Raw genomic sequence first — 22,995 nt, 5'->3', positions numbered from 1 at the left:
GCACAGTGCCGGCGGGGCTCTCGTCTTTTTGATGGCCTCGATTCCAATGAACGATTCCCCGTCCTCCGCACCGCTGCCGCCCGGCACCCTGCCGGCGCAGGCGACGCTGCGCGAGACGCTGACCGCGATGACGCAGGCCGGGCTGCCGGCGCTGGAAGCGCGGATGCTGCTGACTCATGTAACGGGTCTCTCCCGCACGCAGCTGATCACGCGCGATACCCAGCCGCTCGACGCCGCCCAGCATGACGCGCTCGCCGCGCTGCTGGCGCGGCGGCTGGCGGGCGAGCCGATGGCCTATCTGGTCGGCGAGCGCGAGTTCTACGGCCGCCCGTTCCGTGTCAGTCCCGCGGTGCTGATCCCGCGTCCGGACACCGAGATCGCGGTGCAGGCGGCGCTGGCGCGCCTGACGGGCACGCAGGCGCCGCGGGTGCTGGACCTCGGCACCGGCTCGGGCATCCTCGCCGTCACGCTGGCCTGCGAACGGCCCGATGCGCGGGTCTGGGCGACCGACATCTCGCCCGCGGCGCTCGACATCGCGCGCGCCAATGCGGCCGCGCTGGGGGCAGGCAACGTCGTCTTCCTCGAATCGGATTGGTATGCGGCGCTGCCTGCCGACGCCCGCTTCACGATGATCGTCAGCAATCCGCCCTATATCGCGGCCGGCGATCCGCATCTGTCCAGCGGCGATCTGCGCTTCGAACCGGTCGATGCGCTGACCGACCATGGCGACGGGCTGTCCGACCTCGCCACCATCGTCGCGGGCGCCGGCCCGCACCTGCAAGCGTGCGGATGGCTGCTGATGGAACATGGCTTCGACCAGGGCGAGGCCGCCCGGCAACTGCTGCGCGACGCGGGCTTTGGCAGCGTCTTCACCGAGCGCGACCTGGGCGGCAACGAACGCTGCAGCGGCGGTCGCTGGCCCGGCGGCGATGCCGGCGTTGACACCGCCGGGGCCGGGTCCGAGCGCTGAAGCGGTGGTCCGAATCCGGTAGAATCGACCCGATCCCGCGCGCCACCCTTCGGCTTTTCATGCCATCGGCCGGCGCGCGTCTCCGACTCCATGGCGCGCGGTTCGCCTCAGCGCCCCTCCTCCGAAGCGAAAATCATGAGTGACGTGCAACAAAAGATCGACCAGATCGTCAAGGGCCATCCCGTCGTGCTGTTCATGAAGGGCACGGCCCAGTTTCCGATGTGCGGTTTCTCCGGCCGCGCGATCCAGATCCTGAAGGCCTGCGGCGTCGATGCGCCGATGACGGTCAACGTGCTGGAAGACGACAGCATCCGCCAGGGCATCAAGGAATACGCCAACTGGCCGACCATCCCGCAGCTCTACGTCAACGGCGAATTCGTCGGCGGCTCGGACATCATGATGGAGATGTACCAGAGCGGCGAGCTGCAAACCCTGCTGAAGGGCTGACGCCCTGGAAACCCCGATGAGCGCCGGGCCTGCCGCTGTGCCGCGGCGCGTGATCGTCGCGATCACCGGCGCCACCGGCGCCGTCTATGGCGTGCGGCTGCTGCAGGTTCTGCGCGCGGTCGCCGACGTCGAAACGCATCTGCTGATCTCGCCCGCGGGCGTGATGAACCTGCAGCATGAGCTCGACATCGGCAAGGCCGAGGCCGAGGCGCTGGCCGACGTGGTGCACAACGTGCGCGATATCGGCGCAACCATCGCCAGCGGTTCGTTCCGCGCGCAGGCGATGGTGATCGCGCCGTGCTCGATGCGTACGCTTGCCGCGATCGCGCATGGCCTGTCCGACAACCTGATCACCCGCGCGGCCGACGTCACGCTGAAGGAACGCCGCAAGCTGGTGCTGATGGTGCGCGAGACGCCGCTGAACCTGGCGCATCTGCGCAATATGACGGCCGTCACCGAAATGGGCGGCATCGTCTTTCCGCCGGTGCCCGGCTTCTATCAGAAGCCCGATACCATCGCGCAGTTGGTCGACCATACGATCGGCCGTGTGCTCGACCTGATCGATGTGCCGCAGACACTCGCGCCGAGCTGGGCCGGCCTGAACGGACAGATCTGAGCCGCCGGCATCGCGGCGTCCTGCCGGCCACGGCCCCCCCTTGCGATTCCCCCCCTTCCGGTATCAGCGCCAGTGCCCGCGTCCATGGCCATGCCAGTGGCCGTGCCCGCCGCGGTAATAGCCCCGATACGGATAGCCGTAGTAATAAGGCCGCGGCGCCACCACCACCGGCGGCGGTGCAACATAGACGGGCGCCCCCACACCAACCGTGACGCCAGCATCGACCGGCGCCGGGTAGACCGCGCAGCCGGACAAGCCCGCCGCCGCCACTGCCCCCAGACCTGCCAACCACGCTTTCATTTTTTGCCCCTGTTATACGGAATTGATGACGCCGTTATACGGGGCGGGTTGGTAATACGGGGTCAGGGCCCTGTAACCTGCGTTACCGTTCCCTACAAAGAGCTGGCGGCCGGCCGCCTTTCCGCCTTTCCACGTTCACGCTTTCCCGGCCTCACAGATCGAAGCGGATGCCCTGCGCCAGCGGCAGCGCGTCGCCGTAGTTGATCGTATTGGTGGCCCGCCGCATATAGCCCTTCCACGCATCCGAGCCCGATTCGCGCCCGCCGCCGGTCGCCTTCTCTCCGCCGAAGGCCCCGCCGATTTCCGCGCCGCTGGTGCCGATATTGACGTTGGCGATGCCGCAGTCGCTGCCGGCCGACGACAGGAAGCGCTCGGCCTCGCGCAGCGACTCGGTGAAGATGCACGACGACAGGCCGTGCGCCGCCGCATTGTTCAGCGCGATGGCCTCCTCCAGCGAGGTGTACGGCATCAGGTACAGGATCGGCGCGAAGGTCTCGGTCAGCATGGTGTCGTGCTGCGTGTCGGTGACCACCAGCGCCGGCCGCATGTAGCAGGCATGCGGATAGCGGTCGGCCAGCAGCCGTTCGCCGCCATGCACGGCGTTGCCCTGGGCGCGGCAGCTGGCCAGCGCATTGGCCATGTTGTCGCCGGCGGCGCGGTCGATCAGCGGGCCGACCAGCGTGCCGGCCTCGAGCGGATCGCCGACCGGCAGGCGGGCGAAGATCTGCGTCAGCTGCTCGCGCACCGTGCCGAACAGATCGGCATGAACGAAGGCGCGGCGCAGCGTGGTGCAGCGTTGTCCGGCCGTGCCCGCCGCGGCGAACGTCATCGCGCGCAACGTCAGCGAGAGATCGGCCGACGGCGCGACGATGGCCGCATTGTTGCCGCCGAGTTCGAGGATGCTGCGCTTGAACTGCCCGGCGCAGGCGATGCCGACCTCGCGCCCCATCCGCGTCGAACCGGTCGCGCTGACCAGCCGCACATCGGGATGCGCGACCAGCCGCTCGCCCAGTTGCCGGCCGCCGCACAGCACCGTGGCGATGCCGGCGTGCTCGGGCGCCGCGGCCTCGATCACGCGATCGAGCAGCGCCTGCACCGCCAGCGCGCATTGCGACGTCTTCTCCGACGGCTTCCATACCACCGCGTTGCCGCACACCAGCGCCAGCGCGGCGTTCCACGCCCACACCGCCACCGGAAAGTTGAACGCCGAGATCACGCCGCAGACGCCGAACGGATGCCAGGTCTCGCGCATCGCATGCTGGGGCCGCTCGCTGGCGATCGTCAGCCCATGCAGCTGTCGCGACAGGCCGACCGCGAAGTCGCAGATGTCGATCATCTCCTGCACCTCGCCCAGCCCTTCCTGCAGGATCTTGCCGGTCTCGAGCGAGACCAGTTCGCCGAGCGCGCCGCGGTGTTCGCGCAGCACCTCGCCGAAGCGCCGCACCACCTCGCCGCGCACCGGTGCCGGCACCAGCGCCCAGCCGCTCTGCGCGGCATGGGCCTGGGCGATGCGGGCGTTCGCCTCGTCGGCACTGCAGGCCGCGATATGGCCGAATACCTCGCCGTCGATCGGCGAACGCGCCGGCAGCGCGCCGGGGCCGCCGGCACCGTCGCGCCAGGGAATGGGCTGGCCGATGGCGCGCCAGCAGCGCTCGAATGCGTCGGCTTTCATGCGAGGGCCTCCTGTAGCGGATGGCAGGTGTAGTGCCTGCCGAAACGATTGGCGAGGAAGGCCTCGAGCCGCATGTCCTCCTGGCGGACGAAGCCCCGTTGCGGCAGCTGGCCGGCGATCACCATGTCGAGCGCGGCGCAGACGCCCGCGGCGGTGGTCAGCTGGATCGCGTTCAGATGGCCGTGCTCGCCCTCGGCGCCGCCGATGCGCGCGGAGAACGACGCCTGCGTCAGCGGGCCCAGCCGTCCGTCCTCGCCGGCCGTGCGTCCCGTGGCGCTGGCGAACACGACCACCACGTCCTGCTCGGTCAGCGGAATCGCGCTGTCGAAGATCTCGCGCAGCCAGTCGCGCCGTTCGCGCAGCCGCAGATCGTCGAGCAGCAGCTTGATCACCGCGCAATGGCCAGGATAGCGGATCGACTTGTAATCGACGTGGCGGGCGCGCCCGGCCAGCGTTTCCGGCAGCGTGCCGAGCCCGCCCGAGGTATGGAAGGCCTCGTACTCGATGCCGTCCAGCGCGAAGCTCTCCAGCCCCTCCAGCGCCGGCACCTCGACGCGGCGGCCGTCGACGATGGCCTCGCACGGGTTGCAGTACTCGTTGATCAGACCCTCGGTGCTCCAGGTCAGGTTGTACTTCAGCGCATTGTTGGGATAGCGCGGCAGCGCGCCGACGCGCATGCGCAGGTCCAGCAGCTGCCCGCCGCCGCGCAGGAAGCGCTGCGCGAGATCGTGGCCGACCACGCCGATGAAGCCGGGCGCCAGTCCGCACTGCGGCATCAGCACCGCGCGCGCATCGGCCGCCAGCGCGCGGATCGCCCGGGTGGCCGCCACGTCTTCGGTCAGGTCGAAATAGTGCACGCCCAGTTCGGCGGCGACGGTGGCGACCGGCACCGCGGCGTGGAACGGCAAGGCGTTGATCACCGCCGCGGCGCCTGCCAGCGCGTCGATGCAGGCCTGCCGCTCGGACGGATCGGCCACGCGGGTGGAGACGCCCGCGGGCAGCGTGTCGAGGGCGTCGCGGTAGCGGTCGACCACGGTCACCGCATAGTCGCCGCTGTCCTGCAGCATGCCGGCGATGGTGCGGCCGATCTTGCCGGCACCGAGCACGGTGACGGGCAGCGCCGCACCGGAGCGAGCCGAAGGGAAGGAAAGGTTGTTGTTCATGACGGTCCTCCGACGCGGGGAAAGGAAGCGCGCTGGTCGCGCCGGCCATGGCTGCGCAGCAGTTGCACCGCCATGCCGTGATCGAAGTATGGGCCGCGGTGGCGTCGGATTGAACAGACAACATTGACGAAAACCCGCCATAATCGGTCGATTCGGCGGCCTGTCTCGACGAAACGACGAGATGCCGGCGCCGCTCGCATACCGAAGACCCACTGGAGACCGGAGACCGGAGACCGGAGACCGGAGACCGCATGACCGACCTCGACCAGACCGACCGCCACCTGTTGTCGCTGCTGCAGGCCAATGCGCGCGACAGCGCCGCCAACCTGGCGCGCAAGCTCGGCATCGCCCGCACCACCGTGGTCGCGCGCATCGCGCGGCTGGAGCGGCTCGGCGTGATCGCCGGCTATGGCGTGCGGCTGGGCCAGCAGATGGAGGACAACGCGATCCTGGCCTTCTGCGGGCTGTCGGTGCAGCCCAAGACCGCGCCGACGGTATTGCGCGCGCTGCAGCGCTTCCCCGAGGTGGTGGAGCTCGATTCGGTCAGCGGGCCGGTCGACTACATGGCGGTGATCCGTTGCGATACGCACGCGCGGCTGGACAGGCTGCTCGACGAGATCGGCGCGCTCGACGGCGTCAATCACACCAGCACGTCGATCGTGCTGGCGCGCAAGATCGATCGGCGGCGCCCCGTGGGGTGACGGGCAGCCTCGTCTTCGGCGCCGGGTCGCCCTCCCCCGCCCGATGCCGCGCGCTTGCCTGCGCACATCGCGCAAACGCGGCAAACTGGCGGGCCGTCCGCGGCAACGCGGACATCGCAACATCGCAACATGGCACCAGGAGGAATCTGCCGATGAACACACCAATCCGTGTCGCCGTGGGCGGCGTGACCGGCTGGGCCGGCGGCGAACTGGCGCGCGGCGTCGCGCACGCGCAGGACATGACGCTGGTCGCAGGGCTCTCGCGCGGCGCGGCCGGCCAGACGCTGGCGCAGCTGACCGGCCACGCCGGCACGCCGGGCAAGGCGGTGGCGAGCATCGCCGAACTGGCGGGCACGCCGTACGACGTCTACGTGGAATACACGAAGCCGGACATCGCCAAGCACAACATCCTGCAGGCGCTGGCGCAGGGCGCCCATGTGGTGGTGGGTACCTCGGGGCTGTCGGACGAGGACTATGCGGAGATCGACGCCGCCGCGCGCGCGGCCGACCGCGGTGTGCTGGCCTGCGGCAATTTCGCCATCACGGTGGTGCTGCTGCAGAAGTTCGCCGAGATGGCTGCGCGCCATCTGGATCAGTGGGAAATCATCGACTACGCCAAGGCGGGCAAGGTCGATGTGCCGTCGGGCACCGTGCGCGAGCTGGCCTACCGGCTAGGACAGGTCAAAGCGGCTACGCAGACGGTGCCGCTGGACCAGGTCAAGGGACCGGTCGAGACGCGCGGCGCGACGATGTCCGGCACGCAGGTCCACGCGGTGCGGCTGCCCGGCTATCAGCTCGGTGTCGAGGTGATCTTCGGCGCCGACGGCCAGCGGCTGCATCTGAAGCACGAGGCCGGCGACGGCTCCAAGCCCTATGTGTCCGGCGCGCTGCTGGCGATCCGCAAGGTGCATACCCTGCGCGGCGTCGTGCGGGGATTGGACAAGGTGATGGAGGGCCTGTAGGGCGGCAGGTACTCCAGGTACGCCGGGCATCGTCGCCCCCGCGAACGCGGGGGCGCAGCGACTGTTGCCGTGCTCGGCGACCGGTACCTCGCTCCATCGGGCCGCCGAGTTCCCGCCTGCGCGGGAACAACCGGACATGCAGACGACACCGGCCGCGCTTACCAGCTGCCCGGCTTGCCGTCGCCCTCGCCTTTCTTCGGCTTCTGCGCCACGGCCTTCGGCGCGCTCGGTGCCGAGGCGGCGCCGGGGTTCAGTTGCTGCGTGATCGCCGCATCCTTCTGCGCCATCACCGTGCGGGCGCGCGGCAGCAACAGCTCGATGCTGCCGGTGTCGGGATCGTCGGGAATCGAATAGACCTCGACCGTCAGCGGCGCCTGCATCCAACCGGCGTGGACGCTGTTGACCGTCTTGCCGTCCTTGTCCAGCAGCGCGACCTGCTCCTCGCGGAACGGCTTGCCGTAGCGCGCGGTCAGCGTGCGCAGCGTCGACTGTTCCGAGCGCACGCCGTCGGTCGGCACGATCAGGCCGACCAGCGCATTGCGATCGACCACCGCCAGCGCATGCGGGCCGTCCATGAAGGCCGGGCGCTGCTTGCGCGGCACGCCGACCTGGCGCATCGCGCCATCGCCGCGCACTTCCACGCAGAAGGCGGTCACATCGGTGCCGTCCGGCGTGCGCTTGTCCGCGCAGTCGGGCAGGTCGGGCATCGGATTGCCGATCTTCAGCGTGCCGAGCATTGGCGCCAGCAGGTCGGCCGTGGATGGCGAGGAGGGGTTCTGGACAGGCCTGGCGGCATTCGCTGCGGGAGCGGCGGAAGCCGCGGGGGCGGCATTCGCGGGTGAAGCCGTGGAAGCGGAGGCCGCACTGGCCGCATGGACTGCAGGCGCCGCAGCCAGCACACCGGCCGCGGCAAGACCGGCCACAGCCAGGCCGGCAAGATGGAATCGCATTCAAGCTCCTGATATTAGGGTCGGGCGTTGGAGCAACCCCACCGCCCGTTGTTCCGGATGTGACGCCGACGCGGGCCCCGAGGTGCAAACGATCGGTCTAAGGCGCCGTTGGCGCCGCCTTGCGCTCGATCTGCACGGCCTCGCGGCGGAACGCGTGACCGACTTGGTGATAGAACGGCCGCGGGCTGAACTGGCGCGACAAGAACGAGGCAAGCAGCGACGCGGCCAGCAGGAACAGCGTCAGGTCCTGCGAGCGCGTCATTTCCATCACGATGACGCTGGCGGTGATCGGCGCCTGGGTCGCCGCCGCGAGGAAGGCCGCCATCGAGACCAGCGCCAGCACGCGCGGCTCGCCGATGCCGCCGACCAGATGGGCAACGTTTTCGCCCAGCCCCGCGCCGATCGCCAGCGCCGGCGTGAAGATGCCGCCCGGCACGCCGGCGAAGTACGACACCACGGTGGCGCCCAGCTTGGCCAGGCCAAACGCCACGCCGGTCACCGGTTCGCCATTGATCAGACCCGCCGCCTGCTCGTAGCCGGTGCCGAACGTCGCGCCATCGGTGGCCCAGCCGATCGCCGCGGCAATCAGGCCGCAAACGAACGCCACCCGGATCGGATGCGCCGCGGGCCAGCCGCGCCAGCGCGCGGGCAGCATGCCCGGCACGCCGCGAATCAGCGCCTTGGCGAACAGGCCACCGAGCAGGCCATTGATCAGCGCGCACAGCAGCACCGGCCCCCAGGCGTCGTCCAGCGCCAGGATCGGCGTCCTGACGTTGAAATACGGATTGTTGCCGAACAGCGCCAGCGACACGAAGCCCGCTGTCAGCACGCCGGACAGCACCAGCCGGTCCCAGCGCACCGCCGTGCCGCGGCCCAGTTCCTCGATCGCGAACACCACGCCGGCGAGCGGCGTATTGAAGGCCGCCGCCAGGCCACCGGCCGCGCCCGCGGCGATCAGCGCGTTGGGATGAAAGCCGATGCGGAAGCGCAGCCGCCGATGGCACCACTGGCCCCAGGCCAGCATCGCGGCGGCGCCGACCTGCACCGACGGCCCTTCCCTGCCGATCGAGGCGCCCGCCAACAGCCCGCCGGCGGTCAGCAGCACTTTCCACAGCGCCTGCCGCAGCGACACCAGCACCGACTGCGCCGGCCCCGCCGGCGGCAGCGTGACCGCGGCGATCACTTGCGGAATGCCACTGCCGCGGGCCTGCGGCGCCAGCCGGATCGTCAGCCAGCGCAGCGTCGCCAGGCCAAACGGCAGCATCACGAAGGCCAGCCACGGCGTCGCGCTGGTCAGTTGGCGGTTCCAGTGCAGCGCGATCTCGGCGATCCAGGCGAACGCCAGCGAGAACAGCGCCACCCCGCCGGCACCGCACATGAAGATGGCGTAACGGAGGGTGGTGCGGGAGATGCGGCCGACCTGGCGCGTCTTGCGCCACGCGGCCATGCGGGCACGGCGGCGCAGGCGCGCGGTCTGGGAGTCGGCTGCAGATGCCGGTTCGGCCGGTTCGGCCGGTTCAGGCGGCGGCGGGGCCGGGCGGCGGGACGATGAGGATTCGGGCTCGGTCATGGGCACAAGACGACAGCGCGCACAACTATACCCGCTTCGGAAATCGGGCCCGGGGAAACGGGGCCGCGCTCAGCATGACGGACGCTTGCCGGTGCTGGAACAAACCCAGGCGCCCGCCCTCGCTCAATCCAGCGAAATATTCTTCGCCCGAATCACCTTGCCCCAGTGCTGCCGATCGGCGGCGACGTAGCGGTCGATCTCCGCCTGGCTCATCGGCTGCAGCACCTGCAGGCCGAGCCCGTTGAAGGTCGCGCGGAATTGCGGGTCACGCAGGGTCTGATCGGCCGCCGCGCGCAGCTTCTCGACCGCCTCGGGCGGCGTCTGCGCCGGCACTGCCAGCCCGAACCACGTCGCCGCCTGGAAGTTCGGATAACTCTCGGCCACCGTCGGCACATTGGGCAGCACGTCGAGCCGGTTGCGGCTGGTCACGGCCAGCGCCTTCAGCTTGCCGGCCTTGATGTGCGGCAGCGAGGTGCTGACCACATCGACCATCAGCTGCACGTCGTTGGCGAGCAGCGCCGCCAGCGCCGGCGCGCTGCCGTTGTAGGGCACATGGGTCAGCTCGATGCCGAGCTCGGTCTTCAGCATCTCGGTGGCCAGCTGCAGCGCGTTGCCCAGGCCCACCGAGCTGTAGTTCAGCTTGCCGCCCTGGCTCTTCGCGTAAGAAGCAAACTCGCGAATGTTGTTGGCCGGCACCTGGGTATTGGTGACCACCACTAGCGGCACCTCGGCGCCGATGCTGAAGATCTTGAAGTCCTTCGGCGGGTCGTAGGTGATCTTCTTGTACAGCATCGGGTTCAGCACCATGCTGCCGTTGGTCGCGAAGCCGACCGTGTAGCCGTCGGCCGGCGCGCGAGCGACCAGATTGGTGCCGATCATCGTGGCGGCGCCGGGCTTGTTGTCGACCACCACCGGTTGCTTCAGGACCTTGCTCATGCCCTCGGCCAGCGCGCGGCCGAACTGGTCGGTCGATCCGCCCGGCGTGTACGGCACGATCAGCTTGATGGGCCGGTCCGGGTACGCCGCGCCAGCCGCCGTCACGGCACCGAACATCACCGCCAACGTCAGCGTCGACCATAGCGCCAACCTCGCCAATTTCGGCGCCAATCTCGCCCCCACCGCGGCGATGCCGCGCCGGACCTGCCCTGCCGTTTTCGAGCCTTGCATGGTGTCTCCTCCGTTATGTCCTGCTTCCTAGTGTGCTGCGTTCCGGTCGGGGTGCCGGCCGCGTTCAGACGCGCCGTGTCCGCCCCTGCCAGTATTGGTCGCGCAAACGGCGTTTGGCGAGCTTGCCGGTCTCGTCGCGCGGCAACTGCTCGGCGATCACGATCGTGCGCGGCACCTTGAAGCCCGACAGCCGTTCGCGCAGCCAGGCGATCATCTCGGTCTCGTCCAGGCGCTCGCCCGGCATCGGCTGCACCATCGCCAGCAGCCGCTCGCCGTACTCGTCGTCGGGCACGCCAAACACCACGCAGTCGGCCACGCCCGGATAGCGCACCAACTGGTGCTCGATCTCCGCCGGATAGATGTTGACGCCGCCCGAGATCACCATGTCCGACGCGCGGTCGCACAGGAACAGATAGCCATCGGCGTCCAGATAGCCCATGTCGCCCAGCGTCACCAGCCCGTCGACATCGATTGCGCGGCGCGCGGCGTCGTTGTGGCGGTAGGTGAAATCCGGATAGGCGGGCTGGCGCACATAGATCAGGCCGACCTCGCCGGTCTCGCAAGGCGCGCCGTCCTCGCGCAGGATGCGCACGCTGGCCTCGTCGACCGGCCGGCCCGCGGTGCCCGGCCGCGCCAGCGCATCGGCGGGCGTGGCGACGGTCACCATGCCGGCCTCGCTGGACGCATAGGTTTCATGGATGACCGGGCCCAGCCAATCGAGCATCGCGCGCTTGACCTCGGGTGCGCACGGCGAGCCGGTCGACGCGACGAAGCGCAGCGACGACAGGTCGTAGCGCCGGCGTACCGCGTCGGGCAGCTTCAGCAGCCGCACATACATGATCGGCACCAGATAGACGACATCGATGCGATGCCGCTCGATCAGTGCCAGCACCTGCTCGGCATCGAAGCGCGGCGTCAGCACCAGCCGCTCGGCCATCTGCAGCGCGTTCTGGATAAAGACGCCGGGCGCGCTGTGATACAGCGGCGCCGACATCAGCGCGCGGCAGCCCGGCACGATGCCGATCGCCTGCGCCACCACCGAACGCATTGCGGCCTGCTGGGCGTCGAGCCGGTCGAGCGGCACCGCCTGGCGCAGCACGCCCTTGGGGCGGCCGGTGGTGCCGGAGGTGTAGGCCATATGGCCGCGCGGCGCGACGCGCGGGCCGTCGTAGCACGGCTGGACGGCGAGCCACGGTTCGTATGCCAGGGCATCGAGCCCCGCCGGGGCCGCCTCTTCGCCGACCGCCAGCACCGGCATGCCGGCCGGCACCGCCGCCTGCACCGCGGGCAGCAGGTCGGCATGGGCGATCAGCACCTTGGCGCCGCTGTCCTCCAGCAGATAGCGGACCTCGTCCGCGGTGAAATGCCAGTTGATCGGGCAGTAGTAGCAGCCGGCGGTGCGGCAGGCGTGCACGATGTCGGCGAACGGCGCGTCGTTGCGCAGCAGCACGGCGATCACATCGCCCTCCGCCACGCCAAGCGCGCGCAGGCCGCCGGCCAGCCGGCTGCCGCGCGACAGCAGTTCGTCGCCGCTGCGATGAAGATCCTGGAACCAGAGGTCCGCCGCCATTCGAGTGCTCCTTTACGCTGGGCGCCCCATGCGTGCCCGGGACATCGGCATCGGGACACGGGCGCCATATTGACCGGTCACTGTAACGGCGGGCATCGTCATCGACAATTGCCGCCCTGCGCAGCACAATGTTGAGCCCAGCGCGACAATCCCCCTGGCAATCCCCGATGGACGCACCATGGACCTGAACCTGATCCAGGCCTTCGTCGATATCGTCGACGCCGGCAATCTGGCCGAAGCCGGCCGCCGGCGCGGCGTCACCCGCTCGCAGGTCAGCCGGCAGTTGCGCGAGCTGGAGATCCAGTCGGGCGCGCAATTGATGCGCCGGACCACGCGCCGGCTGGAGCTGACCGAACCCGGTCACGCGCTGTACCGCCACGGGCTGGCGATCCTGCGCGAGGTCGCGTCGGCGCAGGCCGAGATCGACAGCCTGGGCAAGACGCTGCGCGGCCACGTGCGCCTGAGCGTGCCGACCGGCCTGGGCGACACCTTTGTCGCGCCGCTGCTGCTGGCATTCGCCGAACGGCATCCGGGCATCACGCTGCGCGTGTTCTTCAACAATCGCGTCAACGACCTGATCGCGGCCGAGATCGACGTGGCGCTGAAAGTCACCTCGCAACCGCCGCTGGACCACGTGGCGCGCGACGTCTGCGCGATCGAGTGGGGCCTCTATGCGGCGCCGTCCTATCTGGAACGGACTGGTCCGATCCGGGTGCCGGCGGACCTCGCCGCGGCCGATTTCCTGTGCCCGCCCTACTTCGCCCGCCCCTTTGAACTGCATCTGACGCGCGGCGACCAACGCGACGCGGTGCAGTTGCTGCCGCGGCTGCAGTCCGAGCACTTCCCCTTCCTGATCCGCGCGGTGCAGGCCGGCCACGGCGTCTGCCTGCTGCCGGTCTACGCCGGCTGGCAGGACGCGCACGCCGGCCGGCTGGTCAAGGTGCTGCCGGACTGGCGGCCCGAGGGGCTGGGCGACCGGCTGTACCTGATCACCACGCCGAACCCGCATCCGCCGATGGCGACGCGGGCGCTGATCGACTTCCTGCGAGAGCAGATCCCTGCCTTGCCGGTGTTCCGCGACGCGCCCGACGGTTCCGCCTGAACGGCCAACGTACCCGACCGAACCGCTCGCAGCCAACCGCTCCTCACGCACTTTCAATTTGCAAGCTAGAATGCTTGCAAATTGAAAGTAAAAGCCATTTCGCGATCGACCGATTGCGTCATTGGCTGTCCCAAACGGAGGAGACGTGGGCCACACCGACTTTGCCAGCATGCCGTGCCCGATCGCCCGCTCGATGGCGGTACTGGGCGAGCGCTGGGCGATCCTGCTGATGCGCGAGGCCTTCTACGGCAGCACGCGCTTCGACGAATTCCAGCGCAACCTCGGCATCGCGCCCAATATCCTGAGCGCGCGGCTGAAGACGCTGGTCGAGCACGGCATGTTCGAGCGCGTGCCGGCCGACGGCGGCGCGCGCCACCACTACCGGCTGACCGACAAGGGCCGCGATTTCTTCCCGGCCTTCGTCGCGCTGAAGGCCTGGGCCGACCGCTGGATGACCGACCGCGGCCCGATGACGGTGCTGCTGGACCGGCGCACCGGCGACGAGATCGCCGCCCCGGCGCTGACCCGCGCCGACGGCAGCCCGGTCACGCTGGACGATCTGCGCGTCACCGCCGGCCCCGCCGCCGGCCACCACCTGCGCCGCCGCTTCGCGTCCGAAGCCGACACCGTCGAAGCCACGGAGGTGGGCGATGACCGAACTGCATGAGGCCGTGCGGGTGGGCGCGCCCGCCGCAGCCTTTCCGACCCGCGCTCCGGCTCGGACTCCGACTCCCGGTCCCGCTTCCGAACACGCTTCCGAACCCGCTTCCGAATCCGCTGCGGCTGCCGCTTCCGCTCTCACTCCCGAACCGGCTGCGGCCGGCGCCGCGAAGGCGGCCGCGACCGGTGCGGCGGCACCCCGCGCGGTGCTGCAGGCCATCGTCAAGCTGGCCGCGCCGACCAGCCTGATCGCGCTGCTGCAGGCCGTCGCGCAATTGATCGAGACCTGGCTGGCGGCGCGCCAGGGCACCGCCGCGCTCGCCGGCTGGGCCGTCGTGCTGCCATTCGCGCTGCTTCTGCAGCAAATGTCGACCGGCGCGATGGGCGGCGGCGTGGTGTCGGCCATCGCCCGTGCGCTCGGTGCCGGCAAGCGCGAGGACGCGTCGGCGCTGGTGCTGCACGCGCTGATCATCGCCGTGCTGGCCGGCCTGGGCTTCGCGATCGCGCTGGCCGGCTTTCCGCATGCCGTGCTCGGCGCGGTGGCCGGCGCGACGGCCGCCGAAGCCGCCGCGAGCTATGCGATCTGGCTGTTCGGCGCCGGCGCGGTGCCGGCCTGGCTGGCCAACACGATGGCCTCGGTGCTGCGCGGCGGCGGCCGCCATGCACTGGCGGCGCGCGTGCTGTGCCTGATGTGGATCGCGTTTCCGCTGCTGGCCTGGACGCTGGCCGAAGCGGCCGGCATGGGCCTGGCCGGCATCGGCGCCGCCTTTGCGCTGGTGTCGTGGGCCGCGGCGCTCGGCATGGCGGTGGTCGTGCTGCGCGGCGGCGCGGGCTTCGTGCCGGTGCTGCGCGTGCGGCCGAACGCGGCGCTGTTCCAGCGCATCCTGTCAGTCGGGCTGGTTGCCTGCGGGCTGGCCGCCTTGGCCAATCTGGCGACGATCCTGGTGACGGCGCAGCTGCGCCCCTATGGCACCGCGGCGGTCGCGGCATACGGCATCTCGGCGCGGCTCGAATTCCTGATGATCCCGCTGGCCTTTGGCGTGGGCTCGGCGCTGACCGCGCTGGTCGGCCGCGCGGTCGGCGCCGGCGATTGGGCCGGGGCGCGACGCACCGCCTGGGTCGGCGCGCTGCTGGCGCTGGCGCTGGCCGGCGCCATCGGCATCGCCGTGGGGCTCGCGCCGGCGCGCTTTGCCAGCTGGTTCACCAGCGATGCGGAAGTCGCCGCGATCGCCGCGCGGGCGCTGTCGTGGATCGCGCCGGCCTTTGGCGGCTTCGGGCTCGGCATGGCGCTGTATTTCGCGTCGATGGGCGCGGGCCGGATGCGCTGGCCGATCGCGGCCGGCATCGCGCGAATCGGGCTTGCCGCGGGCGGCGGCTGGCTGCTGGCGCATGTCGGCGGCATGGGGCTGGATGGCCATTTCCTCGGCGTGGCACTCGGCATCACCGCCTATGGCGCGGTGACAGCGATGGGCGTGCGGCGCGAGGTGTGGTCGGGAAGGTAGCGACGCGGTAGGGCAGCAGCGGTACGGCTGCAGGTCAGCTGCGGCGCCCCGGGGGGCACGGCGCCGCCCGAGGCCCGCACATGCGCGCGCGCCGTAACCCCGGTATCGTGCGGCTTATCGTGCCGACGCGGCACGCCTGCCCGGAGCACCATGACCCCTCGCCGCTCGATCGTGACGGCCGCGCTGATCGTCGCCCTGCTGCATCTCTATATCGGCGCGCGCCTGCTGCCCGCGCTGCCGTGGCCGCTGGCGGCAAAAGCGCTGGCCGCGCTGTGGCTCGCCATCTCGACCATATCGATGCCGACCGCGCTGCTGGCGCGCCGCTTCGAGCCACCCTGGGGCGACCGACTGTCCTGGCTCGGCATGCTGGCGATGGGTCTGTTCTCGACGCTGCTGATCCTGACCGTGCTGCGCGAACTGGTGCTGATCGCCTGCGCGCTGGCCGGCTGGTATCCGCCCGGGCTGCCGGTCTGGAGCGCGGTCGCCACCGTCGCGCTGGCGCTGCTGGTCTCGCTGCTCGGCTACTGGAACGCGCGGCGGGTCGCGCGCGTCGTCGATGTCGAGGTGCCGATCGCCGGGCTGCCCGCCGCGCTTGACGGCTTCACGATCGCCCAGCTCAGCGACATCCACGTCGGCCCCACGATCAAGCGGCCATATCTGCAGCGCATCGTCGAACGCACCAATACGCTGGGCGCCGATGCGATCGCGCTTACCGGCGACCTCGTCGATGGCAAGGTGCCCGAACTGAGCGAACACACCGCACCGCTCGGCTCGCTGCGCGCGCCGCATGGCGTCTACGTCGTCACCGGCAATCATGAGTACTACGCCGGCGCGCATGCGTGGATCGACGAGCTGCGGCGGCTGGGGCTGCGGGTCCTGCTGAACGAGCACGTGGCGATCGAGCGCGACGGCGCCACGCTGGTGCTGGCCGGCGTCACCGATTTCAGCGCCGGGCATTTCGATCCGGCACATCGCAGCGATCCCATCGCGGCGCTGGCCGGCGCGCCGGCCGAGGCGGCGGTACGCGTGCTGCTCGCCCACCAGCCGCGCAGCGCCGCGGCGGCGGCCGAGGCCGGCTTCGACCTGCAGCTGTCCGGCCATACGCACGGCGGACAGTTTCTGCCATGGAACCTGTTCGTGCCGATGCAGCAGCCCTATGTCGCCGGTCTGCACCGCCACCGCAACATGTGGGTCTATGTCAGCCGCGGCACCGGCTACTGGGGTCCGCCCAAGCGCTTCGGCGCGCCGTCGGAGATCACGCGGATACGGCTGCGCGCCGCGGGCGCCTAGCGGCCTGGGCCAGAAACGGACGAGCCGTCCGCGAACGGGGCTCTGACGGTGTTCTCTGCTCTCCCGCCAGCCGGGAGAGGGGCCGGGGGAGAGGGAAAGCGCGATCGCTTCAACGAGCGATCGGCTTGTAGCGGATGCGCTTCGGCTTGGCCGCTTCCTCGCCCAGGCGGCGCTTCTTGTCGGCCTCGTATTCCTGATAGTTGCCGGCGAAGAACTCGACGTGCGAGTCGCCTTCGAAGGCCAGGATATGCGTCGCGATCCGGTCCAGGAACCAGCGGTCGTGCGAGATCACCATCACGCAGCCGGCGAACTCCAGCAGCGCGTCTTCCAGCGCGCGCAGCGTTTCGACGTCGAGGTCGTTGGACGGTTCGTCGAGCAGCAGCACGTTGCCGCCGGCGATCAGCGTCTTGGCCAGATGCAGGCGGCCCCGTTCGCCGCCGGACAGCGTGCCCACTTGCTTCTGCTGGTCCGAGCCCTTGAAGTTGAAGCGGCCGATATAGGCGCGCGACGGCGTCTCGTAGCGGCCCACGGTCAGCACGTCGGCGCCGCCGGAGATTTCCTCGAAGACCGTCTTGCTGCCGTCGAGCGCATCGCGGCTCTGGTCGACATAGGCCAGCTTGACGGTCGGGCCGATCTTGATCGAGCCGCTGTCGGGCTGCTCCTTGCCGGTCAGCATGCGGAACAACGTCGATTTACCGGCGCCGTTCGGACCGATCACGCCGACGATCGCGCCCGGCGGCACCTTGAAGCTCAGGTTGTCGATCAGCAGCCGATCGCCATAGGCCTTCGACACGTTCTCGAACTCGATCACCTCATTGCCGAGCCGCTCGCCGACCGGAATGAAGATCTCCTGGGTTTCGTTGCGCTTCTGGTATTCCTGGCTGTTCAGTTCGTCGAAGCGCGCCAGACGCGCCTTCGACTTGGCCTGCCTGCCCTTCGGATTCTGGCGCACCCATTCCAGCTCCTTCTTCAGCGCCTTCTGCCGCGCCGACTCGCTGGACTCTTCCTGCTTCAGGCGGTTTTCCTTCTGGTCCAGCCACGAGCTGTAGTTGCCCTTCCACGGAATGCCGTGGCCGCGGTCCAGTTCCAGGATCCACTCGGCCGCATTGTCAAGGAAGTAGCGATCGTGGGTCACCGCGACCACGGTGCCCGGGAAGCGCGTCAGGAACTGCTCGAGCCATTCGACCGACTCGGCGTCCAGGTGGTTGGTCGGCTCGTCGAGCAGCAGCATGTCGGGGCGCGACAGCAGCAGCCGGCACAGCGCGACGCGGCGCTTCTCGCCGCCCGACAGATGGCCGACCTTCGCGTCCCACGGCGGCAGCCGCAGCGCGTCGGCAGCGACTTCCAGCTGCTGCTCCGCATTGTTGCCGTCGCTGGCGGCCAGGATCGCCTCGTACCTGGCCTGGTCGGCGGCGAGCTGATCGAAGTCGGCGTCGGGCTCGGCGTAGGCCGCGTAGATTTCCTCGAGCTTCTTGCGCGCCTCGAACACCTCGCCCAGGCCGCCCTCGACCGCTTCCCGCACGGTCTGCTCGGGATCGAGCTGCGGCTCCTGCGGCAGATAGCCGATGTTCAGATTCGGCATCGGGATCGCTTCGCCCTCGATGTCCTTGTCGACGCCGGCCATGATCTTGAGCAGCGTCGACTTGCCCGAACCGTTCAGGCCGAGCACGCCGATCTTGGCGCCGGGGAAAAAGGACAGCGAAATATCCTTCAGGATCTGACGCTTGGGCGGAACGATCTTGCCCACGCGATTCATCGTATAGACGTACTGTGCCATGCGGCTTATCCGGTGAAATGACGGTGTTGGAGGGGGATGGCGCAGTGTAGCAAACCGGGCGCGGCCGCCGCACCCGATTGGTGCGGGCGCGGTATCATCATGCCCCTCGCCTCCGGGCCAATTTCCGCTTGCCGAATACCACCATGAGCCCCAAACCCGCCCGCACGCTGACCTTCAAGTGCAAGAAGTGCAACAAGCCCGTGACGCTATATCTGCAGAAGGTCTCCGCCTGCTCGCACATCACGCCGTACCAGGGCTTCTGCAAGTGCGGCGAAATGATGCGCCACGCGACCGGTGACAAGGATGCGGTCGCGTCGTTCGTGGAGTCGAACGATATTCATTGGGCGCATCACCATCATCATCATTGAGCAATCCGGCGCGCCGACATGATGGCATCGGCGGCCGATAAATCGGCATGCCGCGATCGCCGTAAATGGCGCCGGCCTAATATCTGCATTTCAGAATACTGAAGGCATCGCGCTTGCGGCTCCCCCTTTTTGCGTCCTATGATTGCGTGCCGGCAATTGGCCGATATTCAGAAAAGGGGGATATGCCGAGATGGCAAGGAAATCAATCGCTCTGACGCTCGTGGCATGCTGTCTGGCAGCTGGCTGTTCCGCGCTGGACCCGATGCCCACCTATCGGCAGAAATGCGATGAACTGGGATTCCAGCGCGGCACGGACGCCTATTCGAATTGCCTGCTCGAGCAGGAAAAGATGGATAACGAGAATTCTCAGCGCTTCCTCGATCGCATGAAGATGGAAGAACTGAAGAAGAAGAAATAAGCGATGGCGATGCTTCGGCGCTACGGGCGCCGAAGCGCGGCAGACCGGTCTTCCTCGCGCCATCCTCGGCGCATCCGGCGAATCTCCCCGACCGCAAGTCCGGCCAGCCTGAACCAGCCGAATGGCCGCGGATCGGCCAGCATGCTGAGCGCCCGGGCATAGTCGAGCGTCATCCCAGGCGTCCAGGCCATCGTCAATGCGCGCTTGCGGATCTGCGCAGCTACCCATAACTCCGGCGTCAGCAGCAAGCGGATCAATGCATACCATCCCGCCTGCGAACCCGCGAGCCGCCCGACCACACCATCCAATGCCGCCTCAAGAGCAAGCGCCACCGAAGTCGAGCAGTTGCGATGCGTCAGGTTATAGGTGGTGTCCTGCCGGTATGCCGCCCAGAACGCGGCCAGGCTCGCGTGGTTGTAATTGCGGATCGTGACCTTGGCATTGGATGGACACCAGGCTCGCGACTCCGTGACATAGTCCGGCTGGAACTTTCCCGGGACGTTGTTTTCCGCGGTCGCCCGCAGAATGCTGCCGAACTGCGCCGGGGAGTGATCGATTTCCTCGGCGGGATACAGGCTGATATAGATGCCGCCGGGCGCTTCCAGCGCGGCATGCCCCGTCGATACCACGCCATTGATATCCACCGCGGCGATATAGCGGTCAATCACCGGATAGTTGCGTGTCTGCGCTTTCGCCGAACCCGTCGGCGTCCAGACATGGACCGTCAGCGCATGCTCGGCATCCACCGGCGTGCAATCGTCTGGCACTTGTCCGACACCGGCGTGCTGAGAGGCCGGAGCGAATGCGGAAGCGCGATTGCGCATCGCCGCCGGATTCTCCGACAGCGTCCCTGCGCGTATCGACAGGGACAGCAGCTTCAATCCGGTAAATCCGATGAACAGCCCCATCGCATAAGGCAGCGTGCCGGCGTAGTGGGTCGGATAGGGCTGGAAAAAGAAGACGGCCAGCAATATTTCAACGGCCCCTGCGGCGAACACATAGCGCCATCGCGGATAGCGCACCACATAGCTGGCCACACACTGCATTGATCCATCGATCAGGAACAGCATGGCGAAGATCATGGACAACAAGAAATTGCCATGGTGATGTCCGGCAAAAACCAGAACGCCGACCAGCAACATGAACGCTCCCTTTACCGAACGCAGGACGCGCTGTCCGCCGACGCCGACCGTGGCAATCGCCAATGTGGCGAGGCCCTCGATCAGAAAAAGTGCCGCGAACAGATGCAGCGGCAATTGCAGCCAGCCGTCGATGGCATCGACAAAAAGAAAAATTCCCGCGAAAAGAAGGATGGCACCGGCAATCGCGATGGCCGTACACCGCCCCCGAAGGTATTCGACGCCGAGAAGCAGAAGGACAAGATCGGTCATTGGAATAGAACAATCGAGATACCGATTCCCGGCGGCAACGGGAACTCGATCAGCAGAAGCCTGACGTCATCGAGGGATGACGCCATCGCAAGCCATTGCCTAGATCAGATTGAAATACCGCTTAAGACAGCGGCGATTGCACGCGTACGCAGAAATAGTACAGCGGCGGGTTGGTGTCAAGGCAAGGTGGACCAGGGGGCGCCATATTTATCCGCATGCATGGCACGCGAGCACCGCGCAAAAATTGCACTGAACAAATCCGCTGGCACAGCGGTAGCTTGCGGGAAAAAACCTGGTCCGCGATAGATTGCAGCGCCGTCGGGACGCGGCATGCCGGCATTCATGTAATTCGGTGCAGCGCCTCAGTACCGCCGCTGCACGAGAGTTCCGCCGTTCAATCGAACGCCTGCACCGCCAACAGCAGGATCACCGCGAGATAGCCAAGATGCATGCGCGTGCGCTGCCGCTTGTAGCGCCGCACCACGTCCGGCAGGAACAGCTGGCGCGCCATCTTGAAGCTCGTAATCGGATCGTCGACTACGTCCGAATAGACGTCCGTATTGTTTCGATAGATCGTCGCCAACGACTCGCGCTCATGGCCGCCCGATAACTGCTGCGTCGTTCGCGAGCGTTTGCTGATGCGGTAGTAGAACAGCGGCGCATCGATCCGATGCACCTTCGCTTCGGAGTCCAGCAGCCGGATATAGAACTCCCAGTCCTCGAAGCCGTGCTTCATCGCTTCGGAATAGCCGCTGGTCCGGTCGTACAACGCGCGCGGGTAGACCGCGCAGTTGTGGATCATGTTCTCGAATCGCAGCCGTTGATAGCTGTATTCGGGCAAGCGCCATTTGCCCTTCTTCGCGCCAAATCGCTTGACCTGGCAGTAGACCAGGGCGGTATCCGGCTGCTTGCGGAAATGCCGGATCGCGCGGCGCAGGTAGTCCGGATGGATCTTGTCGTCTCCATCGAGCGGCACGATGTATTCGCCGCCGGTCAGCCGGATGCCGAGATTGCGCGCCGACGCCACGCCGCCGTTCTGCTTGCGGATATAGGTGAAGCGGCGGTCCTTCTGCACGAAGGCCTGGACGCGCTGCGCGGTATCGTCGGTGGAGCCGTCGTCGACCACGATGCAGCGCCAGTGCCGGTAGGTCTGGCGCTGCACCGATTTCAGCGTGTCGGCGATCACGGCCGCCTGGTTGTAGCAGGGGACGATGATGGAGACTTCGGGCGGCGAATCGGTGTGCGGACGGCGGATTCTGGAAAGAGACTTCAACAGCATTAAAGGGGAAAGCGGATTCTGCGGTTGGGGCCAATGATCGCATACCCCCCGTGACGGGCCCGGAAATCGGGCATCGGCGTTCGACGCGCTTGGATTGGTTACCGCCCCGCTCCGTCAGGTCGGCTCGATGGATTACATTCCTGAACTCGACCGAGGAGACACCGATGAGTCCGATGCAAAACGACAATTTCGACCTGATCAAGTTTTCTTCCGCAGTCCGGGATCTGCTCGACAGCGAGCTTCAGGTATCGGTGGGCAATATGGAAGTCGTCCCCTTTGCCGAGAAGCTGTACAAGCTGGTGCGATCACAGGCCTACAACGAAGGCGTGCTCGACGCGAAACGCGTGATGGAGCGCAAGCTGACGGATGTTTCCGAGCAGCTGGATATCTTGCTGCAGTATCAGTAGCGCAACACTTCAAAGCGAAGGCAAGGTCCCCCTCGCCTTTCGCTTCCCTCGATTACGACCAACGATACAACCGGCAACTCAGAACAGCGTGGCTTCGGTTGCCGATGCCCGTTCCAACTCTGTCTGCAAGGTCAGCCACAGCGTGGCGCCCCCCGCCAGTTCGAGCTCATCGCAATTGTTCCCCGGCCCGCCACGGTCCACGACGATGAACCGCGCCACGCCTTCCGTGACGATCAGCGAGTGGTGCCACACGCCCTTTCGATAGTTGACGCCTTGCCGGCCGTTGGTGACGAAGGCCCGCACCGCATGCGGTTCCACCGTGTCGCCAGGCGGCGCAACCACGACCAGGAACGGCACATTCCCCAGCGGAATGAACGCCTGACTGCCGAGCGGGTGCCGCTCGAACGAGGTCAGCGCCAGCGGCAGCGCATAGGGCTGCGACTCGAACAGATTGATCAGCGGGCGTCCGTCGTTCGTGGATACGTCCACTTCGGCAAGGTCATGAAAGCGATGGCACATGCCCCGGTTGATGGCGATGGGTGCGTGGCCATCGCTTTCGATGACGTCGCCAAACGGCGCGAAGGCGTCGGCGGTCAGCGGTTGCGCGATCAGGGGTATTGAATCGGCGAGAAGAGGCATGGCAATTCGGAATCAGGTTCGCATACTGGTCTTACCAGTATTACGATATGGGCCGCCACTGTCAACGCGCGTGT

23 protein-coding genes are annotated in these 22,995 nt (G+C 67.9%); 12 read left to right on the top strand and 11 right to left on the bottom strand.

The window, feature by feature from the left end; all coding sequences use genetic code 11:
• The first annotated feature begins 46 nt into the window (after nt 1-46).
• From prmC to F7Q96_RS17715, 3 genes are all read left to right on the top strand, one after another.
• Entirely contained in the window at nt 47-970 is a 924-nt protein-coding gene (prmC, locus tag F7Q96_RS17725) for a peptide chain release factor N(5)-glutamine methyltransferase (protein ID WP_053822618.1), read from the top strand.
• Between the two features lie 135 nt (nt 971-1,105).
• The gene (gene grxD / locus F7Q96_RS17720) at nt 1,106-1,417 is read left to right on the top strand and encodes a Grx4 family monothiol glutaredoxin (RefSeq protein WP_053822619.1); all 312 of its coding nucleotides are present in this window, start codon (nt 1,106-1,108) and stop codon (nt 1,415-1,417) included.
• Between the two features lie 16 nt (nt 1,418-1,433).
• Nucleotides 1,434-2,033, top strand: coding sequence for a UbiX family flavin prenyltransferase (locus F7Q96_RS17715; protein ID WP_053822620.1), 600 nt, complete (start codon nt 1,434-1,436; stop codon nt 2,031-2,033).
• Nucleotides 2,034-2,096: 63 nt separating this feature from the next.
• On the opposite strand, the gene F7Q96_RS17710 is transcribed toward F7Q96_RS17715, so the two are convergent.
• The 3 genes from F7Q96_RS17710 to F7Q96_RS17700 form a co-directional block, all read right to left on the bottom strand.
• Nucleotides 2,097-2,333, bottom strand: coding sequence for a hypothetical protein (locus F7Q96_RS17710; RefSeq protein ID WP_053822621.1), 237 nt, complete (start codon nt 2,331-2,333; stop codon nt 2,097-2,099).
• Between the two features lie 151 nt (nt 2,334-2,484).
• Nucleotides 2,485-4,005, bottom strand: a complete 1,521-nt coding sequence (gene amaB, locus F7Q96_RS17705; RefSeq protein ID WP_053822622.1) for an L-piperidine-6-carboxylate dehydrogenase — start codon at nt 4,003-4,005, stop codon at nt 2,485-2,487.
• Complete coding sequence (locus tag F7Q96_RS17700) at nt 4,002-5,168, bottom strand: saccharopine dehydrogenase family protein (protein ID WP_053822623.1); 1,167 nt, start codon at nt 5,166-5,168, stop codon at nt 4,002-4,004. Before F7Q96_RS17700 ends, amaB begins: the two co-directional genes overlap by 4 nt.
• A gap of 251 nt (nt 5,169-5,419) precedes the next feature.
• Here F7Q96_RS17700 and F7Q96_RS17695 point away from each other — a divergent pair, with 251 nt between their 5' ends.
• Nucleotides 5,420-5,869: an Lrp/AsnC family transcriptional regulator gene (locus F7Q96_RS17695; protein ID WP_053822624.1), complete on the top strand. Its 450-nt coding sequence runs from the start codon at nt 5,420-5,422 to the stop codon at nt 5,867-5,869.
• Nucleotides 5,870-6,021: 152 nt separating this feature from the next.
• Complete coding sequence (gene dapB, locus F7Q96_RS17690) at nt 6,022-6,831, top strand: 4-hydroxy-tetrahydrodipicolinate reductase (RefSeq protein ID WP_053822625.1); 810 nt, start codon at nt 6,022-6,024, stop codon at nt 6,829-6,831.
• A gap of 158 nt (nt 6,832-6,989) precedes the next feature.
• Here the strand turns inward: dapB and F7Q96_RS17685 are convergent, their stop codons facing one another.
• From F7Q96_RS17685 to F7Q96_RS17670, 4 genes are all read right to left on the bottom strand, one after another.
• Complete coding sequence (locus F7Q96_RS17685) at nt 6,990-7,781, bottom strand: hypothetical protein (RefSeq protein WP_053822626.1); 792 nt, start codon at nt 7,779-7,781, stop codon at nt 6,990-6,992.
• Nucleotides 7,782-7,878: 97 nt separating this feature from the next.
• On the bottom strand, nt 7,879-9,351 hold the full coding sequence (locus F7Q96_RS17680; RefSeq protein ID WP_151023038.1) for a chloride channel protein: 1,473 nt from the start codon (nt 9,349-9,351) through the stop codon (nt 7,879-7,881).
• A 123-nt stretch (nt 9,352-9,474) separates the two neighbouring features.
• Entirely contained in the window at nt 9,475-10,404 is a 930-nt protein-coding gene (locus F7Q96_RS17675) for a Bug family tripartite tricarboxylate transporter substrate binding protein (protein WP_053823219.1), read from the bottom strand.
• Between the two features lie 178 nt (nt 10,405-10,582).
• Nucleotides 10,583-12,088, bottom strand: a complete 1,506-nt coding sequence (locus F7Q96_RS17670; protein ID WP_053822627.1) for an acyl-CoA synthetase — start codon at nt 12,086-12,088, stop codon at nt 10,583-10,585.
• A 178-nt stretch (nt 12,089-12,266) separates the two neighbouring features.
• Here F7Q96_RS17670 and F7Q96_RS17665 point away from each other — a divergent pair, with 178 nt between their 5' ends.
• From F7Q96_RS17665 to F7Q96_RS17645, 4 genes are all read left to right on the top strand, one after another.
• The gene (locus tag F7Q96_RS17665) at nt 12,267-13,190 is read left to right on the top strand and encodes a LysR family transcriptional regulator (RefSeq protein WP_053822628.1); all 924 of its coding nucleotides are present in this window, start codon (nt 12,267-12,269) and stop codon (nt 13,188-13,190) included.
• Between the two features lie 145 nt (nt 13,191-13,335).
• The gene (locus F7Q96_RS17660) at nt 13,336-13,857 is read left to right on the top strand and encodes a winged helix-turn-helix transcriptional regulator (protein ID WP_144425842.1); all 522 of its coding nucleotides are present in this window, start codon (nt 13,336-13,338) and stop codon (nt 13,855-13,857) included.
• On the top strand, nt 13,841-15,352 hold the full coding sequence (locus F7Q96_RS17650) for an MATE family efflux transporter (RefSeq protein WP_226994775.1): 1,512 nt from the start codon (nt 13,841-13,843) through the stop codon (nt 15,350-15,352). The genes F7Q96_RS17660 and F7Q96_RS17650 overlap by 17 nt, the downstream gene beginning before the upstream one ends.
• 150 nt (nt 15,353-15,502) lie before the next feature.
• Nucleotides 15,503-16,642: a metallophosphoesterase gene (locus tag F7Q96_RS17645; protein ID WP_053822630.1), complete on the top strand. Its 1,140-nt coding sequence runs from the start codon at nt 15,503-15,505 to the stop codon at nt 16,640-16,642.
• A gap of 109 nt (nt 16,643-16,751) precedes the next feature.
• On the opposite strand, the gene ettA is transcribed toward F7Q96_RS17645, so the two are convergent.
• The gene (gene ettA / locus F7Q96_RS17640; protein WP_053822631.1) at nt 16,752-18,419 is read right to left on the bottom strand and encodes an energy-dependent translational throttle protein EttA; all 1,668 of its coding nucleotides are present in this window, start codon (nt 18,417-18,419) and stop codon (nt 16,752-16,754) included.
• 143 nt (nt 18,420-18,562) lie between these two features.
• On the opposite strand from ettA, the gene F7Q96_RS17635 reads away from it, so the two are divergent.
• Together F7Q96_RS17635 and F7Q96_RS17630 are read left to right on the top strand one after the other, a co-directional pair.
• Nucleotides 18,563-18,787: a hypothetical protein gene (locus F7Q96_RS17635; protein ID WP_053822632.1), complete on the top strand. Its 225-nt coding sequence runs from the start codon at nt 18,563-18,565 to the stop codon at nt 18,785-18,787.
• A gap of 190 nt (nt 18,788-18,977) precedes the next feature.
• The gene (locus F7Q96_RS17630; RefSeq protein ID WP_151023036.1) at nt 18,978-19,205 is read left to right on the top strand and encodes a hypothetical protein; all 228 of its coding nucleotides are present in this window, start codon (nt 18,978-18,980) and stop codon (nt 19,203-19,205) included.
• Nucleotides 19,206-19,225: 20 nt separating this feature from the next.
• Here F7Q96_RS17630 and F7Q96_RS17625 read toward each other — a convergent pair whose 3' ends face one another.
• On the bottom strand, nt 19,226-20,596 hold the full coding sequence (locus F7Q96_RS17625) for an HdeD family acid-resistance protein (protein ID WP_053822633.1): 1,371 nt from the start codon (nt 20,594-20,596) through the stop codon (nt 19,226-19,228).
• Nucleotides 20,597-20,990: 394 nt separating this feature from the next.
• On the bottom strand, nt 20,991-21,875 hold the full coding sequence (locus F7Q96_RS17620) for a glycosyltransferase family 2 protein (RefSeq protein ID WP_053822634.1): 885 nt from the start codon (nt 21,873-21,875) through the stop codon (nt 20,991-20,993).
• A 164-nt stretch (nt 21,876-22,039) separates the two neighbouring features.
• Between F7Q96_RS17620 and F7Q96_RS17615 the strand changes: the two genes are divergently transcribed.
• Nucleotides 22,040-22,282 carry a DUF2164 family protein gene (locus tag F7Q96_RS17615; protein ID WP_006575799.1) on the top strand — a complete coding sequence of 81 codons (243 nt, stop codon included), beginning with the start codon at nt 22,040-22,042 and terminating at the stop codon, nt 22,280-22,282.
• 78 nt (nt 22,283-22,360) lie between these two features.
• Here F7Q96_RS17615 and F7Q96_RS17610 read toward each other — a convergent pair whose 3' ends face one another.
• A complete protein-coding gene (locus tag F7Q96_RS17610; protein WP_053822635.1) occupies nt 22,361-22,921 on the bottom strand; it encodes an ureidoglycolate lyase in 561 nt (186 codons plus the stop codon).
• Nucleotides 22,922-22,995: the final 74 nt, after the last annotated feature.

The organism is Cupriavidus gilardii (assembly GCF_008801915.1).
Classification (GTDB): Bacteria; Pseudomonadota; Gammaproteobacteria; order Burkholderiales; family Burkholderiaceae; genus Cupriavidus; species Cupriavidus gilardii.
Note: the sequence above shows the minus strand (reverse complement) of the source record. Positions and strands in the feature narration are given on the sequence as shown.

Bases quoted from the DNA above. Each gene is read 5' to 3' on its own strand.
- prmC (WP_053822618.1), top strand. From the start codon at position 47: ATGAACGATTCCCCGTCCTCCGCACCGCTGCCGCCCGGCACCCTGCCG.
- grxD (WP_053822619.1), top strand. From the start codon at position 1,106: ATGAGTGACGTGCAACAAAAGATCGACCAGATCGTCAAGGGCCATCCC.
- F7Q96_RS17715 (WP_053822620.1), top strand. From the start codon at position 1,434: ATGAGCGCCGGGCCTGCCGCTGTGCCGCGGCGCGTGATCGTCGCGATC.
- F7Q96_RS17710 (WP_053822621.1), bottom strand. From the start codon at position 2,333: ATGAAAGCGTGGTTGGCAGGTCTGGGGGCAGTGGCGGCGGCGGGCTTG.
- amaB (WP_053822622.1), bottom strand. From the start codon at position 4,005: ATGAAAGCCGACGCATTCGAGCGCTGCTGGCGCGCCATCGGCCAGCCC.
- F7Q96_RS17700 (WP_053822623.1), bottom strand. From the start codon at position 5,168: ATGAACAACAACCTTTCCTTCCCTTCGGCTCGCTCCGGTGCGGCGCTG.
- F7Q96_RS17695 (WP_053822624.1), top strand. From the start codon at position 5,420: ATGACCGACCTCGACCAGACCGACCGCCACCTGTTGTCGCTGCTGCAG.
- dapB (WP_053822625.1), top strand. From the start codon at position 6,022: ATGAACACACCAATCCGTGTCGCCGTGGGCGGCGTGACCGGCTGGGCC.
- F7Q96_RS17685 (WP_053822626.1), bottom strand. From the start codon at position 7,781: ATGCGATTCCATCTTGCCGGCCTGGCTGTGGCCGGTCTTGCCGCGGCC.
- F7Q96_RS17680 (WP_151023038.1), bottom strand. From the start codon at position 9,351: ATGACCGAGCCCGAATCCTCATCGTCCCGCCGCCCGGCCCCGCCGCCG.
- F7Q96_RS17675 (WP_053823219.1), bottom strand. From the start codon at position 10,404: ATGTTCGGTGCCGTGACGGCGGCTGGCGCGGCGTACCCGGACCGGCCC.
- F7Q96_RS17670 (WP_053822627.1), bottom strand. From the start codon at position 12,088: ATGGCGGCGGACCTCTGGTTCCAGGATCTTCATCGCAGCGGCGACGAA.
- F7Q96_RS17665 (WP_053822628.1), top strand. From the start codon at position 12,267: ATGGACCTGAACCTGATCCAGGCCTTCGTCGATATCGTCGACGCCGGC.
- F7Q96_RS17650 (WP_226994775.1), top strand. From the start codon at position 13,841: ATGACCGAACTGCATGAGGCCGTGCGGGTGGGCGCGCCCGCCGCAGCC.
- F7Q96_RS17645 (WP_053822630.1), top strand. From the start codon at position 15,503: ATGACCCCTCGCCGCTCGATCGTGACGGCCGCGCTGATCGTCGCCCTG.
- ettA (WP_053822631.1), bottom strand. From the start codon at position 18,419: ATGGCACAGTACGTCTATACGATGAATCGCGTGGGCAAGATCGTTCCG.
- F7Q96_RS17635 (WP_053822632.1), top strand. From the start codon at position 18,563: ATGAGCCCCAAACCCGCCCGCACGCTGACCTTCAAGTGCAAGAAGTGC.
- F7Q96_RS17630 (WP_151023036.1), top strand. From the start codon at position 18,978: ATGGCAAGGAAATCAATCGCTCTGACGCTCGTGGCATGCTGTCTGGCA.
- F7Q96_RS17625 (WP_053822633.1), bottom strand. From the start codon at position 20,596: ATGACCGATCTTGTCCTTCTGCTTCTCGGCGTCGAATACCTTCGGGGG.
- F7Q96_RS17620 (WP_053822634.1), bottom strand. From the start codon at position 21,875: ATGCTGTTGAAGTCTCTTTCCAGAATCCGCCGTCCGCACACCGATTCG.
- F7Q96_RS17615 (WP_006575799.1), top strand. From the start codon at position 22,040: ATGAGTCCGATGCAAAACGACAATTTCGACCTGATCAAGTTTTCTTCC.
- F7Q96_RS17610 (WP_053822635.1), bottom strand. From the start codon at position 22,921: ATGCCTCTTCTCGCCGATTCAATACCCCTGATCGCGCAACCGCTGACC.